Source organism: Pontibacter amylolyticus (assembly GCF_014638845.1).
Classification (GTDB): domain Bacteria; phylum Bacteroidota; class Bacteroidia; order Cytophagales; family Hymenobacteraceae; genus Pontibacter; species Pontibacter amylolyticus.
In genome coordinates this window covers 240,427-256,086 of record NZ_BMFP01000001.1, presented here as the reverse complement: position 1 = coordinate 256,086, position 15,660 = coordinate 240,427, and the positions used below count along the sequence as shown (strand labels likewise).

General features: G+C 53.3%; 18 protein-coding genes. 12 read left to right on the top strand and 6 right to left on the bottom strand.

The genetic code is table 11. The features are described from left to right. Nucleotides 1-66: 66 nt before the first annotated feature. Both IEV97_RS01090 and IEV97_RS01085 read left to right on the top strand, forming a co-directional pair. A complete protein-coding gene (locus IEV97_RS01090) occupies nucleotides 67-1,446 on the top strand; it encodes a UDP-N-acetylmuramate--L-alanine ligase (RefSeq protein WP_188499661.1) in 1,380 nt (459 codons plus the stop codon). Nucleotides 1,447-1,457: 11 nt separating this feature from the next. Next, the gene (locus tag IEV97_RS01085; protein WP_188499660.1) at nucleotides 1,458-2,270 is read left to right on the top strand and encodes a 3'-5' exonuclease; all 813 of its coding nucleotides are present in this window, start codon (nucleotides 1,458-1,460) and stop codon (nucleotides 2,268-2,270) included. 143 nt (nucleotides 2,271-2,413) lie between these two features. Here the strand turns inward: IEV97_RS01085 and IEV97_RS01080 are convergent, their stop codons facing one another. Both IEV97_RS01080 and IEV97_RS01075 read right to left on the bottom strand, forming a co-directional pair. After that, a complete protein-coding gene (locus IEV97_RS01080; protein ID WP_188499659.1) occupies nucleotides 2,414-3,022 on the bottom strand; it encodes a hypothetical protein in 609 nt (202 codons plus the stop codon). A gap of 20 nt (nucleotides 3,023-3,042) precedes the next feature. Continuing rightward, nucleotides 3,043-3,837 (bottom strand): M48 family metallopeptidase, encoded by a 795-nt coding sequence (locus IEV97_RS01075; protein ID WP_188499658.1) that lies wholly within the window; start codon nucleotides 3,835-3,837, stop codon nucleotides 3,043-3,045. A 390-nt stretch (nucleotides 3,838-4,227) separates the two neighbouring features. Here IEV97_RS01075 and IEV97_RS01070 point away from each other — a divergent pair, with 390 nt between their 5' ends. The 8 genes from IEV97_RS01070 to IEV97_RS01035 all read left to right on the top strand — a co-directional run bounded on the left by IEV97_RS01070 (nucleotide 4,228) and on the right by IEV97_RS01035 (nucleotide 11,003). Further along, complete coding sequence (locus tag IEV97_RS01070) at nucleotides 4,228-4,839, top strand: fumarylacetoacetate hydrolase family protein (protein WP_188499657.1); 612 nt, start codon at nucleotides 4,228-4,230, stop codon at nucleotides 4,837-4,839. Next, the gene (locus IEV97_RS01065) at nucleotides 4,826-6,718 is read left to right on the top strand and encodes a M23 family metallopeptidase (RefSeq protein ID WP_188499656.1); all 1,893 of its coding nucleotides are present in this window, start codon (nucleotides 4,826-4,828) and stop codon (nucleotides 6,716-6,718) included. The genes IEV97_RS01070 and IEV97_RS01065 overlap by 14 nt, the downstream gene beginning before the upstream one ends. Nucleotides 6,719-6,900: 182 nt before the next feature. Then, a complete protein-coding gene (bcp, locus tag IEV97_RS01060; protein WP_188499655.1) occupies nucleotides 6,901-7,353 on the top strand; it encodes a thioredoxin-dependent thiol peroxidase in 453 nt (150 codons plus the stop codon). A gap of 210 nt (nucleotides 7,354-7,563) precedes the next feature. Next, nucleotides 7,564-8,424 (top strand): transketolase, encoded by an 861-nt coding sequence (locus tag IEV97_RS01055; RefSeq protein ID WP_188499654.1) that lies wholly within the window; start codon nucleotides 7,564-7,566, stop codon nucleotides 8,422-8,424. A gap of 16 nt (nucleotides 8,425-8,440) precedes the next feature. Further along, nucleotides 8,441-9,394: a transketolase family protein gene (locus tag IEV97_RS01050; RefSeq protein ID WP_188499653.1), complete on the top strand. Its 954-nt coding sequence runs from the start codon at nucleotides 8,441-8,443 to the stop codon at nucleotides 9,392-9,394. Nucleotides 9,395-9,527: 133 nt separating this feature from the next. Then, nucleotides 9,528-10,067: an RNA polymerase sigma factor gene (locus IEV97_RS01045; protein WP_188499652.1), complete on the top strand. Its 540-nt coding sequence runs from the start codon at nucleotides 9,528-9,530 to the stop codon at nucleotides 10,065-10,067. 44 nt (nucleotides 10,068-10,111) lie between these two features. Next, nucleotides 10,112-10,546, top strand: coding sequence for a hypothetical protein (locus IEV97_RS01040; RefSeq protein ID WP_188499651.1), 435 nt, complete (start codon nucleotides 10,112-10,114; stop codon nucleotides 10,544-10,546). Nucleotides 10,547-10,553: 7 nt separating this feature from the next. Next, complete coding sequence (locus IEV97_RS01035; protein ID WP_229733732.1) at nucleotides 10,554-11,003, top strand: hypothetical protein; 450 nt, start codon at nucleotides 10,554-10,556, stop codon at nucleotides 11,001-11,003. 122 nt (nucleotides 11,004-11,125) lie between these two features. Here the strand turns inward: IEV97_RS01035 and pepE are convergent, their stop codons facing one another. From pepE to IEV97_RS01020, 3 genes are all read right to left on the bottom strand, one after another. After that, nucleotides 11,126-11,860, bottom strand: coding sequence for a dipeptidase PepE (pepE, locus tag IEV97_RS01030; RefSeq protein ID WP_188499650.1), 735 nt, complete (start codon nucleotides 11,858-11,860; stop codon nucleotides 11,126-11,128). 188 nt (nucleotides 11,861-12,048) lie between these two features. After that, complete coding sequence (locus IEV97_RS01025; RefSeq protein ID WP_229733731.1) at nucleotides 12,049-12,246, bottom strand: hypothetical protein; 198 nt, start codon at nucleotides 12,244-12,246, stop codon at nucleotides 12,049-12,051. A 134-nt stretch (nucleotides 12,247-12,380) separates the two neighbouring features. Next, the gene (locus IEV97_RS01020; protein WP_076670467.1) at nucleotides 12,381-12,641 is read right to left on the bottom strand and encodes a hypothetical protein; all 261 of its coding nucleotides are present in this window, start codon (nucleotides 12,639-12,641) and stop codon (nucleotides 12,381-12,383) included. 307 nt (nucleotides 12,642-12,948) lie between these two features. Here IEV97_RS01020 and IEV97_RS01015 point away from each other — a divergent pair, with 307 nt between their 5' ends. Then, nucleotides 12,949-14,037 (top strand): MBL fold metallo-hydrolase, encoded by a 1,089-nt coding sequence (locus tag IEV97_RS01015; protein WP_188499648.1) that lies wholly within the window; start codon nucleotides 12,949-12,951, stop codon nucleotides 14,035-14,037. A 66-nt stretch (nucleotides 14,038-14,103) separates the two neighbouring features. Here IEV97_RS01015 and IEV97_RS01010 read toward each other — a convergent pair whose 3' ends face one another. Beyond that, nucleotides 14,104-14,280 carry a hypothetical protein gene (locus IEV97_RS01010; protein WP_188499647.1) on the bottom strand — a complete coding sequence of 59 codons (177 nt, stop codon included), beginning with the start codon at nucleotides 14,278-14,280 and terminating at the stop codon, nucleotides 14,104-14,106. Between the two features lie 143 nt (nucleotides 14,281-14,423). On the opposite strand from IEV97_RS01010, the gene IEV97_RS01005 reads away from it, so the two are divergent. Further along, the gene (locus IEV97_RS01005) at nucleotides 14,424-15,611 is read left to right on the top strand and encodes an aspartate aminotransferase family protein (RefSeq protein ID WP_188500361.1); all 1,188 of its coding nucleotides are present in this window, start codon (nucleotides 14,424-14,426) and stop codon (nucleotides 15,609-15,611) included. The last annotated feature ends 49 nt before the right edge of the window (nucleotides 15,612-15,660 follow it).

The window sequence follows — 15,660 nt, the reverse complement described above, 5'->3', positions numbered from 1 at the left end:
TATAGCTATTTACATTTAAGTCAGGAATGATAATTTTGTCGGTTCGCTAAACGGATAGCATGGATTATGGAGAGAACGGATTTTAAACACATTCACCTGATCGCCACAGGTGGCAGCATCATGCACAACCTGGCCCTGGCGCTGCACGATCAAGGTATAAGAGTGACTGGTTCGGACGACGAGATCTACGAGCCGGCCAAAAGCCGACTGGCCGCTGCAGGGATACTGCCGGCTGAGGAAGGCTGGTTTCCTGAGAAACTGAACGATAAACCCGATGCGGTGATTTTGGGGATGCACGCCCGCGCCGATAACCCGGAACTGCTGCGCGCGCAGGAGCTGGGTATACCTGTTTACTCTTTCCCGGATTTCATTCATGAGCTGAGTAGGCACAAACAGCGCATCGTGATCGGTGGCAGCCACGGCAAGACGTCCATCACCTCTATCATCATGCACGTGCTCCAGCATTGCGGCCGCCTGTTCGACTACGCCGTGGGCGCGCAGCTCGAGGGCTTCGACCGCATGGTGCGCCTCACGGATGATGCTCCGATCATTATCATCGAAGGCGACGAGTACCTCTCCGACCCCATCAAGCGTGTACCGAAATTTCATCTGTACCACCACCACATCGCCGTGATCAGCGGCATCAGCTGGGACCATATCAACGTGTTCCCGACGCCGGAGGTATACCGTGAGCAGTTCCGCATTTTCGCGGAGATGACGCCGAAGGCAGGTACGCTCATCTACAACCAGGACGACGAGCAGGTACAGCTGGTGGCCGTGCCGCGCAACCCTGCCGACATCAACTACATTGGCTATACCGTCCATCCGCACAGTATCATCAACGGCAAAACCATTCTGCATACCAAAAAGGAGGGTGACGTGGAAATCCCGCTCTTCGGCGAGCACAACCTGCGCAACATCAGTGCAGCGAAGGAAGTCTGCAAGAAGATTGGTATCAAGGCACCTGACTTTTACGAGGCGCTCAAAACCTTTAAGGGAGCTGCCAAACGACTGGAGAAACTCGGCGAAGGCAGTAACACCGTCATTTTCCGTGACTTCGCCCACGCACCTTCTAAAGTAAAAGCAACGACCGAAGCTGTAAAAACGCAGTATCCGCAGCGCAAGCTGGTGGCCTGTGTGGAACTGCATACCTTCAGCAGTCTCAATAAGAATTTCCTGCCGCAATATGCCGGTGCCCTCGACAAAGCCGATGTGCCGATTGTGTTCTTCAGCCCTAAAACGGTGGAGCACAAGCGCATGGAGATGCTCTCAGAAGAAGACCTGCGCAGCGCCTTCGGCAATCCAAAGCTGCAGGTATACACCGACTCAGCCGCATTGCTCGAGCACCTGAAAGGCATGAACTGGCAGAACGCCAACCTGCTGCTCATGAGCTCAGGCACTTATCAAAACCTTGACCTGGAGACGCTCAAAAAAGCGGTTCTGTAAACCACCCCATCATGAAACTGAACCTGAAGCGCCCCATCGTATTCTTCGACCTCGAAACGACCGGCACCGACATTTGCAAAGACCGCATCGTGGAGATCAGCGTGTTGAAAGTAAAACCAGACGGCGAGGAGATCCTCAAAACACGTCGCATCAACCCGACCGTGCCGATCCCGCTCGAGTCGAGTTTGATCCACAAGATTTACGACGAGGACGTGAAGGACTGTCCTACTTTTCAGCAGGTGGCCCGCAACCTGTACCAGTTTATGGAGGGTTGCGACCTGGGTGGTTACAACCTGGTGCGCTTCGATATACCGTTGCTGGCCGAGGAGTTTCTGCGCGTAGGTATAGACTTCGACATCGACAACCGCCACGTGGTGGACGCCTGCCGCATCTTCCACATGATGGAGAAGCGCACGCTCTCTGCCGCTTACAAGTACTACTGCGACAAAACGCTGGAGAATGCCCACAGCGCCGAGGCCGACACTGTAGCGACTTACCACATCCTGAAAGCGCAGTTGGAGCGTTATGAAAACACGGTGGTGGAAGTGGCAGAAGGTATAGAGGATACCCCGATCCAGAACGACATGGCCCAGCTCCACAAGTTTACCTTCGAGAAGTCAGCCGACCTGGCGGGCCGCATTGTGTACAACAACGCCGGACAGGAAGTATTTAACTTCGGCAAGCACCGCAACGTGCCAGTGGAGGAAGTGCTGAGCAAAGAACCAAGCTACTACGATTGGATGATGAAAGGCGACTTCCCGCTGTATACCAAAAAGATCCTGACCCGCATCCGGTTGAGGAATATGCAGAGTAGCGTGTCTTAGATCTTTATATAGGGCCCCTACCCCAAGGATTTACAGGATTAAAAGATTCTCAGGATTTCAGATGATCTAAATCCAACATAATCAAAAGAAGAGCGGGCTGCCAGTTATCTGGCAGCCCGCTCTTCTTTTGATTATACCCTGTACTAGTTCTGTCCCGAGTTTTTCAGCCTCACGCCTTGCAGCAGGTTGTTGCCCTCCTGCACCTTGTGGCGGCAGTCGTAGCCGGCAGCGCGGATCGAGCACTGGCAGCCGGTGATCCGGTTATCTTCAAAAGAGAAGTAACAGAAATCGCAGCCGGCAGTGGCTTCGCAAATGTGCTTCACCGACTTGCTGCTCAGGAATAGGCTGTTGTCTGAAGATACATCCAGCTCCAGCGCCATCGAGCGGAAGGAGCCGTTGTACATGCCTAATCCTACCAGATAATATGTAGCAGGCAGCTTCTTGTTGTCCTGCACCTTATGGATCGTCACTTTGTTCACAACAGTGCCGTTGCCGAACTCCTTTATAAAGGGCTGCACCAGCGCCTGCTGCGGCACTACAAAGTTAATCTCATCCAACACCACCTGTGCCAATAGCTGCCCGTCGTACTTGGGTCCGGCCTCCTCGTCGAGCGGCTCCTCTTCACTTTCCTCCGGGAAAGCTTCGCGGCGCGTACAGCCAGCCGCTACCAGTAGGATCAGAGTCAGGGCCAGCGACCAGCGCAGGCAGGTCAGCAGCAAGTGCCGGCCATTGGCTAAGGGTGATGGAGTCATGTAGGTCTATCAGGTTTTGATTATTTCTTGTAGTATTTCATCGCTTCCGGCATATAGCTCTGCAGGTTGGCGCGGCGCGTACCGGCGCTTGGGTGCGTGCTCAAAAATTCCGGTGGTGCCTGACCGCCAGACTTAGCCTCCATACGCTCCCAGAAAGGGATCGCCTCCTGCGGATTGTAACCAGCCATGGCCATAAAGATCAGCCCCAACCGGTCAGCTTCGCTCTCCTGGTCACGACCGTACTTCAGCACGCCCAGTCCGGAGCCTGCGCCATAGGCCGTCATCAGTAGCTGCTGCGCTACGCCTGGCTGCGCACCGGCCAAGGCAGAAAGGGTCTGCCCACCGAACTGCTGCGCCAGTTGTAAGCTCATGCGCTCATTGCTGTGCTTGGCGATGGCGTGGGCGATTTCGTGGCCCATTACCACGGCAAGGCCCGTCTCGTTCTGGGCGATCGGCAGTATACCTGTGTAAGTTACTGTCTTACCGCCGGCCATGGCCCAGGCGTTCACCTGGTCATCCTCGATCAGGTTGTGCTCCCACTGGAAGCCCTGCAACTGATCTGACATGTTGTTAGCAGCCATATACTGCTCCACGGCACGCTGTATGCGCTGTCCGGTGCGCTTCACCATGGCCGTGGCCTGTGCGTCGCGCGACAGCTTGTTCTCTTTCAGGAACTGGTCGTAGGCGTCGTAGCTCATTTGCATCATCTGCGCGTCTGACACGAGACTCAGCTGTCTGCGGCCTGTGATCGGCACCGTCGTACAGGCTACCATCATCACTACCGCTATTGAAAAGGCAATTAACTTCTTGTACATAGTTTTAAAATTTAAATGACTCTTTCTAAAAGGCTTTTCAAATTTTGAACCAATTTTTAAGAGTCAGGATAGAGTGGATCGTTTAATATGATAAAATTACTATACTTTAATCGATAAAACAAAGTGCAAACTGACACAAAACCACAGCATGCCACCTTGTCCGGCATTATGGAGGTATACGAACGCTGTATTATAAAATGTTGTGCGCCCCGTGTGCACAATAAAGCGGAACTTCTCTTGTTAAAGTATAAAAATGGCTGTGGCTGTTCATAGGTATAGTGTGCCTTAAAAAATTGTTCTGAAACAGATTCTTTTTGCAGAATCATGCTGCACCAAAACAGGATATAGCCTATTTTTGAGAATCGATAAAGAAAACGCCCTTAACATTTTATGAAAATAGTAGCCATCGGCCGCAATTACGCCGATCACATAGCCGAACTGAAAAACGAAGTGCCGGACGAACCGGTGATATTTTTTAAGCCTGACACGGCCATCCTTCGCAACAACGAGCCTTTTTACTATCCGGAGTACAGCCAGGACATCCACCACGAAGTGGAGCTGATTCTGCGCATCGGCCGCGAGGGCAAGAACATCGACAAGAAGTTTGCCCACAAGTATTACGATGCCATTGGTCTGGGTATAGACTTCACGGCCCGCGACCTGCAGGCCAAGGCAAAGGCCAAAGGACTGCCCTGGACGCTGGCCAAAGGCTTCAACGGCTCTGCCCCGGTGTCGGAGTTTCTGCCGCTCGACCAGTTTGAGGACCTGCACGACATCAACTTCAAACTGGATGTAAACGGCGCGACCCGCCAGCAAGGCAACTCGAAGATGATGCTGAACACCTTTGATGACATCATCGCGTATATCTCCCGCTTCATCACCCTGAAGAAAGGCGATATTATCTTTACAGGTACGCCTGAGGGAGTGGGCCCGGTGCAGATCGGCGACAGATTGGAAGGCTATGTTGAAGATAAAAAACTACTCGACTTTGAAATTAAATAAGCGCCTAGCGCTCCTTTTCGCTTACGTTTTCACTACCCTCGGACTGGCCGCCCAACCGGCGCCTGAACAGGGCTACTTTATGTTTCCCATCAAGCCGGGAGTGCGCAACTACCTGTCTGGCTCCATGGGTGAAATCCGCGCCACCCACTTCCACGGCGGACTCGACATCAAAACAGACCAGCGGGAAGGCTTGTCGGTATACGCTGCCGCGGACGGGTATATCTCGCGTGTGAAGATGTCGACCTACGGGTATGGCAACATCATTTACGTGACGCACCCGAACGGCCTTACCACCACCTACTCGCATTTGCTGGCCTTCTACGACCCTTTGGCGGACTACGTGCTGAAGAAACAATACGAGAAGGAAACCTTTGAGCTGGAGTTATTCCCGGAGAAGAACCTTTTTCCGGTGAAGAAAGGGCAGATCATCGCTTTGTCGGGAAACACAGGAGGCTCCGGCGGTCCGCACCTGCACTTTGAGATTCGTGACGCGGAGGACCGGCTGTACAACCCGCTGCGCTGGGGCTTCAAGGAGGTCATCGACACCACCCCGCCCGATTTGCTGGGCCTGGGTATACAGCCGCTGAACATTCACGCCCGCATCAATGGTGAGTTCGCGCGCCGGGAGTTCACACCCAAGAAAACTAACGGTGTCCATACCTTGCCGGACACGGTGTTCGCCCATGGCCTGATCGGCTTCGAGTTGCAGACCATCGACCGCTACGACGACACCCAGAACCGCAATGGCACGCAGGACGTGACCGTGTTTGTGAACGATAAACAGGTATACAACCACCACATCGACCGCGTGCCTTTTGAGCTTTCGAAGCAGGTGTCGCAGCACGTGAACTACAACGTGTACCGCCGCACGGGCCGCACTTTTCAGAAAGCGTATGTGGACTACGGCAACGATCTGCCGCTTTATACCGCACCTCATAACCGGGGCAGGCTGAACGTGCAGGCGGACTCAATCTACCATATTCGTCTGGTAGCGAAAGACACCTACAACAATGCCTCTACCCTGACATTTGTGTTGAAGGGGCAGAAACCAACCTTCATGCAGACGGCGAACGGCAAAGTGACCAAGCCGCAACTGAGCTACGAAATCATCGGCAACATTCTGAAAGTAAGCGCCTCCGATACATCATCCACACCACGCAACGTGGAGATGGTGGTGAACAACCAACGCTTGATGCTGGTGCCGAGCTATACAAAAGGAGCTGCCTCGGTGAGCCTCTACGACCTGCGCGGCGGTCTGCCGGAGTCGCTGGAGTACTGCGGCACCTCAACCCTACTCGATTTGCAGGCCACTATCCCTTCCGGGCAGGAGCACAGCTTCAGCAACCGCGACATGACCATCCGGTTCGAAAAAGAAAGTCTGTACGACACGCTATACCTGCAGGCGAAAAAAGAAGGCGACGTGTATACCATCGGTGACTTTTACACGCCGCTGCACAAAGCCATTAAAGTAACCATTACGCCGAGCACACCGGTAACCGACAAGAGCAAAGCGGCCGTGTACTACCTGGGGCTGGGCAAAGGCCGCGGCATGCTGGGCGGTGTCTGGGATGGCAACAGCATCACCTTTTCTGCCCGGGCGATGGGCAAGTTTCAGGTACTCGAGGACGTGAAAGCTCCAACGATCAAACTCCTCAGCAAAAGTCCGACCCAGATCAAATTCAGGATCGGCGACAACCTGTCGGGCGTCAACTCTTTCCGCTGCGAAGTGAACGGCAAGTGGTTGCTGATGAAATACGAGCACAAAACTGCCACCATATACTCCGAAAAATTAGATAAAAGCCTACCTTTGTCAGGAAGAGTAGTTTTGAAGGTGAAAGACAACGCCGGAAACGAAGCGGAGTTTGTGACGACAATATAAAAACGTAGCACGTATTTCGTATCACGTATCACGATGCCTTCGGAGAGTATTTGACGAAGGACTTTTCGTAAAACGATTTTCTATTTAATGGTCGGCTTTTGTCAATTTCCCAAAGTCGTGCTACGTGATGCGAAAAAAGAGTCGTGCTACCTGATACGTGATACTTGATACGCAAAAAGAACATGGAACTGAAAATCGGAGATAAGGCGCCTGAGTTTGAGGCAAAGGACCAGAATGGCAATACGGTAAAACTGAGTGATTACCGCGGCAAAAAAGTGATTCTGTATTTCTACCCGAAAGACGATACTTCCGGCTGCACCGCCCAGAGCTGCAACCTGCGCGACAATTACAGCGACCTGCAGCGCGAAGGCTACGAAGTGATCGGCGTGAGCATCGACGGCGAAAAATCTCATCAGAAGTTTATCAGCAAGTATGAATTGCCCTTTACGCTACTGGCCGATACCGAAAAGAAGCTGGTGGAGCAATACGGCGTTTGGCAGGAGAAATCGATGTATGGCCGCAAGTACATGGGCACTATGCGCTACACCTTCGTCATCGACGAGGAAGGCACCATCGAGGACATCATCACGAAAGTGAAAACGGCTGACCACGCCGCCCAGATCCTGAAAAAGTAACGCAAAGCGCAGTTGTCTGAAAAGGTGGCTGCGCTTTTTTCGTTGTATATTTGGTCTCTTGAAGAGAGACAAGACCCTTGGATACAGCTTGGCAGGTTTAGCCTACCCCAAATGTTGTAAGAAAATACACCTGGTTGTTAATTAACATAAACAATTTAACAATCAACAATTTAACAATTCAAAAAACAACAACTTAACAATTTATATAACGTGAACCCACACAACAAAAGCATCGACGAGCTGAAGCAAATTGCGGCACAGGTTCGCCGTGACATCGTGCGCATGGTGCATGCGGTAAACTCCGGCCACCCGGGCGGCTCGCTTGGCTGCACGGACTATTTCGTGTCGCTGTACTTCAGCGTGATGAACTACAAGCCACAACCATTTAACATGGACGGCGAAGGCGAAGACCTTTTCTTCCTGTCCAACGGACACATTTCTCCGGTTTGGTACAGTGTGTTGGCTCGCGCCGGCTTCTTTGAAGTGGCAGAACTAGCTACTTTCCGCAAGATCAACTCTAGGCTGCAAGGCCACCCGGCTACCGAAGAAGGTCTGCCAGGTATACGCGTAGCATCCGGCTCACTGGGTCAGGGACTGTCTGTGGCAGTTGGTGCCGCGCAGACCAAGAAACTGAACAAAGACAACAATCTGGTGTACGTGCTAATGGGCGACGGCGAGCTGGGCGAAGGTCAGGTATGGGAAGCGGCCATGTATGCTGCCCATAACAAAGTGGACAACCTGATCGCCACTGTGGACCGCAACTACCAGCAGATTGACGGCGGTACCGAAGAGGTACTGGCGCTGGGTGACCTGCGTGCCAAGTTCGAGGCATTCGGCTGGCATGTGCTGGAGGCTGATGGTAACAATTTCGAGACCCTGCTGCCTGCTTTGGAAGAAGCGAAAAAGGCCACTGGCAACGGTAAGCCGGTGATGATCCTGATGAACACCGAGATGGGCTTTGGCGTGGACTTCATGATGGGCTCACACAAGTGGCATGGCGTAGCGCCGAACGATGAGCAGCTGGAGATTGCCCTTCAGCAATTGGCAGTACAGCAGGCTTCAGATTACTAAGCATTAAAACACAGAAATGAAAGAATATCCATATTCAGAGAAAAAAGACACCCGTTCTGGCTTTGGCGCAGGCTTGCTGGAGCTTGGCCGCACCAACCCGAACGTAGTAGCCCTTTGCGCTGACCTGATCGGTTCGCTTAAAATGGACGCCTTCAAAAAAGAATTTCCGGAGCGTTTTTACCAGGTAGGTATAGCTGAGGCCAACATGATGGGTCTGGCAGCAGGTATGACGATCGGTGGCAAGATCCCTTTCACAGGTACCTTCGCGAACTTCTCGACGGGCCGCGTGTACGACCAGATCCGTCAGTCGATCGCTTACTCTGGTAAGAACGTGAAAATATGCGCTTCGCACGCCGGTCTGACACTGGGTGAGGACGGTGCCACGCACCAGATTCTGGAAGATGTGGGCATGATGAAAATGCTGCCGCACATGACCGTGATCAACCCATGCGACTTCAACCAGACCAAAGCTGCGACTATCGCGATTGCCGAGTACGAAGGTCCGGTTTACCTGCGTTTCGGGCGTCCGGCTGTGCCTAACTTCACCCCTGCCGACCAGAAGTTCGAGATCGGTAAAGCGGTGATGCTGAACGAAGGTACAGACGTAACGATCCTGGCAACCGGTCACCTGGTATGGAAAGCCATCGAGGCGGGTCACAAACTGGCTGAGAAAGGCATCAACGCCGAGATCATCAACATCCACACCATCAAGCCGCTTGACGACGCCGCTATTCTGGCATCGGTTGGCAAAACCAAGTGCGTGGTAACCGCCGAAGAGCACCAGTTGAACGGTGGTCTGGGCGATTCTGTAGCGCAGCTTTTAGGCCGCAATCTGCCAACCCCGCTGGAAATGGTGGGCGTGAATGATTCGTTTGGTGAGTCTGGTACGCCGGACCAGTTGATGGAGAAATACGGCTTGAGCACTGACAACATTGTGGCTGCTGCTGAGCGCGCCATTAGCCGCAAATAAAACATAAGGCTATACCTTATATTTTTTACAAAAACAGAAGGGGCTGCACTGGCAAAGTGCAGTCCCTTTTATTTTTATGGGCTATATTGCATATTCAGACAGGTATAACCGCCCTGCCCCTGCTACCTGACGCGTGGAAGACAAAGAGATTTTAGAGAAATTCGCCAACCCCGATAGCCGCAACGTGGCCTTCAATCAGCTTGTCCGGAAGTACCAGCAAAAGATCTACTGGCACATCCGGAAGATGGTGATCGACCACGACGATGCGGATGATCTCACGCAGGAGGTCTTCATCAAGGTATGGAAGAACCTGGAGAATTTCCGGCAGGACGCGCAGCTTTATACCTGGCTTTACCGTATCGCCACCAACGAGTGCCTGACCTTTCTGTCGAGTAAGCGCAAAAAATTCTTTCTGCCCATCAACGACGTGGCTGCTGAACTTACCGAGAAGATCGATTCCTCCCCACATATCGACGGAGATGAGATACAGCTCAAACTGCAAAAAGCCTTGCTGAGGCTACCGGACAAGCAACGACTGGTCTTTAACATGAAGTATTACGACGAGCTCAAATACGAGGAAATATCTGAGATTCTGGGCACATCGGTGGGGGCACTGAAGGCCTCCTACCACCACGCCGTAAAAAAAATTGAAGAATTTATTAAGCGGGATTAAACTTTAGCGCGCTAAGGCCATCTAACCCATAAGTACATTGAACCATGAAAGACGATTTTAAACTAAGCGACCTGCCCAAGCGCAACATCCACGAGGTACCGGACAAGTACTTCGACAGACTGCCTGCGCAGATCATGGAGCGCACTGCCGGAGCCGGGTATAGACCTGCCCCCTGGTATGCCGCCGCCTGGAAGCCGCTGCGTTTGGCACTGGCTCCTCTGATGCTGGTATTGGTGCTGGGTGTGCTTTACTTTGCAAACCTGGACAACAAGGCGGACCAGCAAAAAGTGAACCTGGCTGGCATTCAGGACGAAGATATACTGAATTACCTGAGCACTTATGCGGTGCTCGAGAGTTCTGATTTTGCCGAGTTGCGCACCGTTTCAGAAAGGGAGATGACCTCTGAATTTCTGAACGTGAGTTCCAAAGCCGCCGAAGAAGAGCTGGAGTACTACCAACTGGATACGATTGAATATTAAAGCACTGATGAAACGATTACTGATTTTATTTCTCTTCTGCGCCTTCACCCTGGGCGGCACTGTGGCCATGGCCCAAAGCGGCCGTCCGCAGGACAGAAGAGAAAACGTGGAAGCTGCCAAAGTGGCCTTCCTGACGGACAAAATGGGACTTACTGCAGAGCAGTCGCAGAAGTTCTGGCCGCTCTACAACGAGTACGAGACCAAGCGTCGCGAACTGGTTCGCTCCTACCGCAGCGGCTACCGTGAAGACGTGGACCAACTGAGCGACCAGGAGGCGAAAGCCCGCCTGGACGGCATGTTCAACACCCGTGAAAGAGAGTTGGAACTGGAGAAAGAATATGTGTCCCGCTATCAGCGTGTGATCTCTTCGAACCAGATCATCAAACTTTACCGCAGCGAGCGGGAGTTTACCAAGCTCCTCCTGAAGAAGCTGGAGGCCAACAACAAAGTACAGTAGTTTTTTTGAATAGATAATTATAGTGAGAACAGCAAAAGGACCTGGCATTTTGCCTTGTTTTTTTCAAAAGAAAGCCCCTGCTATACCTTAGCAGGGGCTTTTGACTTTCAGAGGATTTTGGTTTAGTAAGCCTCCATCAAAAAGTTTATATCGTCGCCCGGCTTAAACTCCATGGCGGGCTGTCCCTGCAAAAAGATGCGCGCCGGGTGCGGCCCCAGCAGGTTGATCCTCTCCCCCTCAATGCGCAGCATGCTCCCTTCCCGCAAACCTACTACCGGCTGGCGGTTGTGTATGTGAAACTCCTGGATGCGGGTCTCGCGCGTTTCGCCCATGTGTGTAGAGTCAGGCAGCGGATCGAGGTAGTGCGGGTTGATGTTGAAAGGCACCAGCTGCAGCGCGTCAAAGGATTTTGGGAACACGATGGGCATGTCGTTGGTGGTGCCGATGGTTTTGCCTGCCACGTTGGTGCCGGCGCTTGTGCCCATATACGGCATCCCCTGCTCTACCCGCTTCTGCAGCGGCTCGATCAGTTTATTGGCATATAGCTGGCGCAGCAGCAGAAACGTATTGCCCCCGCCAATGAACACGGCCTCCGCCTGCTCCACAGCCGCAATTGCATTCTCCGCCTCGTGCACACCGCTTAATTTGATGCCCATCGCTTCAAAGGCTTCGCGTGCCTTGGCCGTATAGTCGGTGTGGGAGATGCCGCCCGGACGTGCGTAAGGTATAAACAGGATGCTCTGGTGGTCGCCGAGCAGTTCTTTGATCTCGTTCTGGCAGTGCTCCAGGTACCCGGTGCCATGGGTGGTAGAGGTGCTCACTAAAAGGATATGCTTCTTTGGTAGGGATTTTCTCATTTGTCTTGCTGTTGAATGGTACGACTCGCGTATACCTGCAAAAGTATCAAATTCCGGTGAACACTCGCCCATATCCTCCTGCAAACAACCGCTATACCTGCGCCGGGCTAAGCTATACCCGCACCAACTATACCTGCCCCGGATTAAAAGGTGTGGGGCGCACCCTGGGTGACAGTGAGGCTATACGGTTAGGTTTTGACTCTGAGCTTGATCGTTTCCAGGTAGGGGTCCAGAGAGGCCTTGTTGGTGAGGGCGCGAACCAAGCCGATGGTTTTCAGATCGTACAGGAACCAGACCTCCACATAGTAGTTATGAAACCAGTACAAATCGATTTTGCACCATCCCCGGATAATGTGATGCAGATAGCGCCCTTGTTCTAGCACCATAGCGGCTTGCTCCCGGGTCGAAAGCGTATTAAACTCAGTAATAGTCAACATAAAAATCTACTCCATACCTTATGCAAAGAAAAAAGGCTGCCGGGGCAGCCTTTTGGTTAACGAAAATATCGGTGGTTTTGATATTAATTCAAATGAAGGGTATACAATTCAAATCTGGTGGAGGCAAAACTCCAGTGCGAAGAAGAAGGATGGATCTCAACACCGTCCTCATCCACGATCGTCACGGCAAAGCCGTCACCCTGGTTGAGGGGCTCAGTAAAGTGCTTCACAGGATACACTCTCCCTTCCTCTATCCACTCTTCCGGTTCGAAGGCGGGCATCGACGCATCCACGCACTTCGCGTAGACAGCCATATAGCTTGGGGGAACAAATAAATTTACCATGTGTATGTAACGTTTTCAGAAAGATAAATAATTCCTGCCAATCAGGAAACATTGTCCACATTAATTTTAGTGGCTGCATGCACAAGTATCAACACAAAAAGTATGCCTTTGTTTTGGGGTATAAGCTCCATTGCCCAGGGTCGGCCATTTCTGGTATGATGACAGCAAAACCGGCCCCTTCGCAGTTAATAAATGACAATCAGCCAAGTGGGCGCTAAATGTGCCGGCTTTCTGCAGCCAATTGCCACCGCAGCCGTAGTATATATTCCGCCCGTTATCATTTAAAAATCAAACATAGAGAATGCCTATGGAAACATCTTATCGTACCTCGACCCACGATAGCAAGGAAGCTTTTGCAGTTGCGCCGGGAGTATGGGGACTCAAGACCGTGTTCGTCAACCTCTTTTTTGTGGCCGCGCCCGATGGCTCATGGGTGCTTGTGGACACCGGCGTGTACGGTGCCGCCCCTAAAATCAGAAAAGTGGTGGATGAACTCTTCGGCGGTAAGCGCCCCAAGGCCATCCTGCTCACGCACGGTCATTTTGACCACATCGGCGCTGTGAAGGAGTTGGCCCGGGAATGGGACGTGCCCGTGTACGCCCATCCGCTGGAAATGCCCTACCTGAACGGCAGGTCGTCTTATCCGCCACCCGACCCGAGCGTGGGCGGCGGCGGCATGGCCTACATGTCGTTCCTATACCCTAAAAAGCCGATCGACATTCACCAGTACCTGGAGTTCCTGCCAGCCGATGGCTCAGTCCCCGGTCTGCCAGGCTGGCACTGGATCCACACGCCGGGACATACGGCGGGGCACGTTTCCTTCTTCCGCGAAAGTGACCGGGTGCTGCTGGCAGGCGACGCCTTCATCACACGCGACGGGGAGTCGATGCTGGCCGTGATGACGCAGAAACGGGAAGTGCACGGCCCACCCAAATACTATACCTCCGACTGGGGAGCCGCACATCATTCAGTGGAAAGACTCATGGAGCTCAACCCCAGTGTAGCAGCAACCGGCCATGGCCTGCCAATGGAGGGGGCACAACTCATGCGTCAGCTGGAAGAACTGGTAAAGGATTTCTGGTCGGTGGCGGTGCCAACCCAAGGCCGCTACGTGCATGAGCCCGCCATTACCGACGAACAGGGCGTCCTTTCTGTGCCTCCGGCAACCGACAACACCATCCCAAAAGTGATGGCTGCAACCGGTCTGGTGGCGCTGGCCGGGGTGGCGCTGGTGGCCTACACCCGACGGAACAGAGACAACAACCGGAAACAGCATGAACGTGCCATGCGGGAGCGCCCCTTCTCACACAACAGGCCAATGCAGGGTATGCCGCCCACGGTGCCTGCCACGCTGGACGAAGACGACCCGATTGCGCACACCAACAATTACCCCTAAACAGGAAAGGCCGGGAGCAAACGCTTCCGGCCTTTCCTGTTTCAAATTTATATGGGTTCTTATACCTTATTTTCCTCTTCCGGAGCCGCTTTTCTTGCCGCCCCCGTCCTGCTTATTCACCGTAGCCCAGGCGCGCTTCTCGGCTTCTTCGTGCTTTACGCCCTTCTTCTCGTAGCTTTCCTCGATGTGCTCTGCCTGACGCTTTTGTTTGTCTGTGTAAGATGATTTATCTCCTTGTGGCATTTGATCCTCCTTTTTTAAAGTTCAACATCTCAGGCCGGGCTCTTTCACCGGCCCCTCCTTTTGTACGCAAATCGGGCAATTTTGAACAAGCCGAAAGCGGAAATGACCCTGTCAAAGCTCCAAAATGACTAAATTGCAACATGATTTCAATGAGACAGCTGTTTTTGCAGCACCAGGCACAGACAAGTGACTTTCCGCTGATGATCGAAGTGGAGAAGGCAGAAGGGATTTACATGTACGGCAGCGACGGCCACCGTTACATCGACCTGATTTCAGGTATAGGCGTGAGCAATGTGGGCCACCGCCACCCCAAAGTATTACGGGCCATCCACGACCAGCTCGACCGCTACATGCACCTGATGGTGTACGGGGAGTTCGTGCAGGGGCCGCAGGCGCAGCTGGCGCAGGCACTGTGCAGCACGCTGCCCGACCGGCTCAACAATGTATACCTGCTCAACTCCGGCGCTGAGGCGGTGGAGGGCGCCATGAAACTGGCCAAGCGCTATACCGGTCGCACCGAATTTGTGTGCTGCCGCAACGCCTACCACGGCTCCACGCAGGGTGCGCTTTCCGTTAACGGCAGCGAGAGTTTCAAGAATGCTTTCCGCCCGCTCCTCCCCGATGTGCGCGTCATCAACCACGGCGCTATACCTGACCTGGAGCAGATCACGGAGCGGACAGCCGCCATCATCCTCGAAACAGTGCAGGGCGAGGCAGGCATACGGGTGCCGGAGGTGAGCTACATGCAGGCCCTGCGGGCACGCTGCACGCAGGTAGGCGCTTTACTTATACTGGATGAAATACAGACCGGCTTCGGCAGAACCGGCACCTTCTGGGCCTTCGAGCAGTTCGGCATCGAGCCCGACATCCTGCTTTGTGCCAAAGGCATGGGCGGCGGCATGCCGATCGGGGCCTTCATCGCCCCGCAGGAGATCATGGCTGTGTTCAAAAACGACCCGATACTGGGCCACCTGACCACTTTTGGTGGGCATCCGGTTTCCTGCGCCGCTTCCCTGGCCACGCTCCAGACCATACAGGAAGAGAACCTGCTGGCGGGTGTGGAAGGGAAAGCGCAGTTATTCAAGGACCTGCTGGTGCATCCGCGCATCAAGGGCATCCGCAACAAAGGGCTGATGATGGCGGCAGAGTTTGAATCGTTTGAGGTGCTCAAGGCGGTGATCGACCAGGCCATCCTGAACGGCGTGCTGACCGACTGGTTCCTGTTCTGCGACAACTCCATGCGCATCGCGCCGCCGCTCACCATCACCGAAGAGCAGATACGCGAAGCCTGCCAGATCATCCTGGCCTCTATTGACGAGGCAGTGGCTTAGTTTCGGGAAAATATTTTTGAGCAGGACACAATCAGCAACGGCTTTGTCA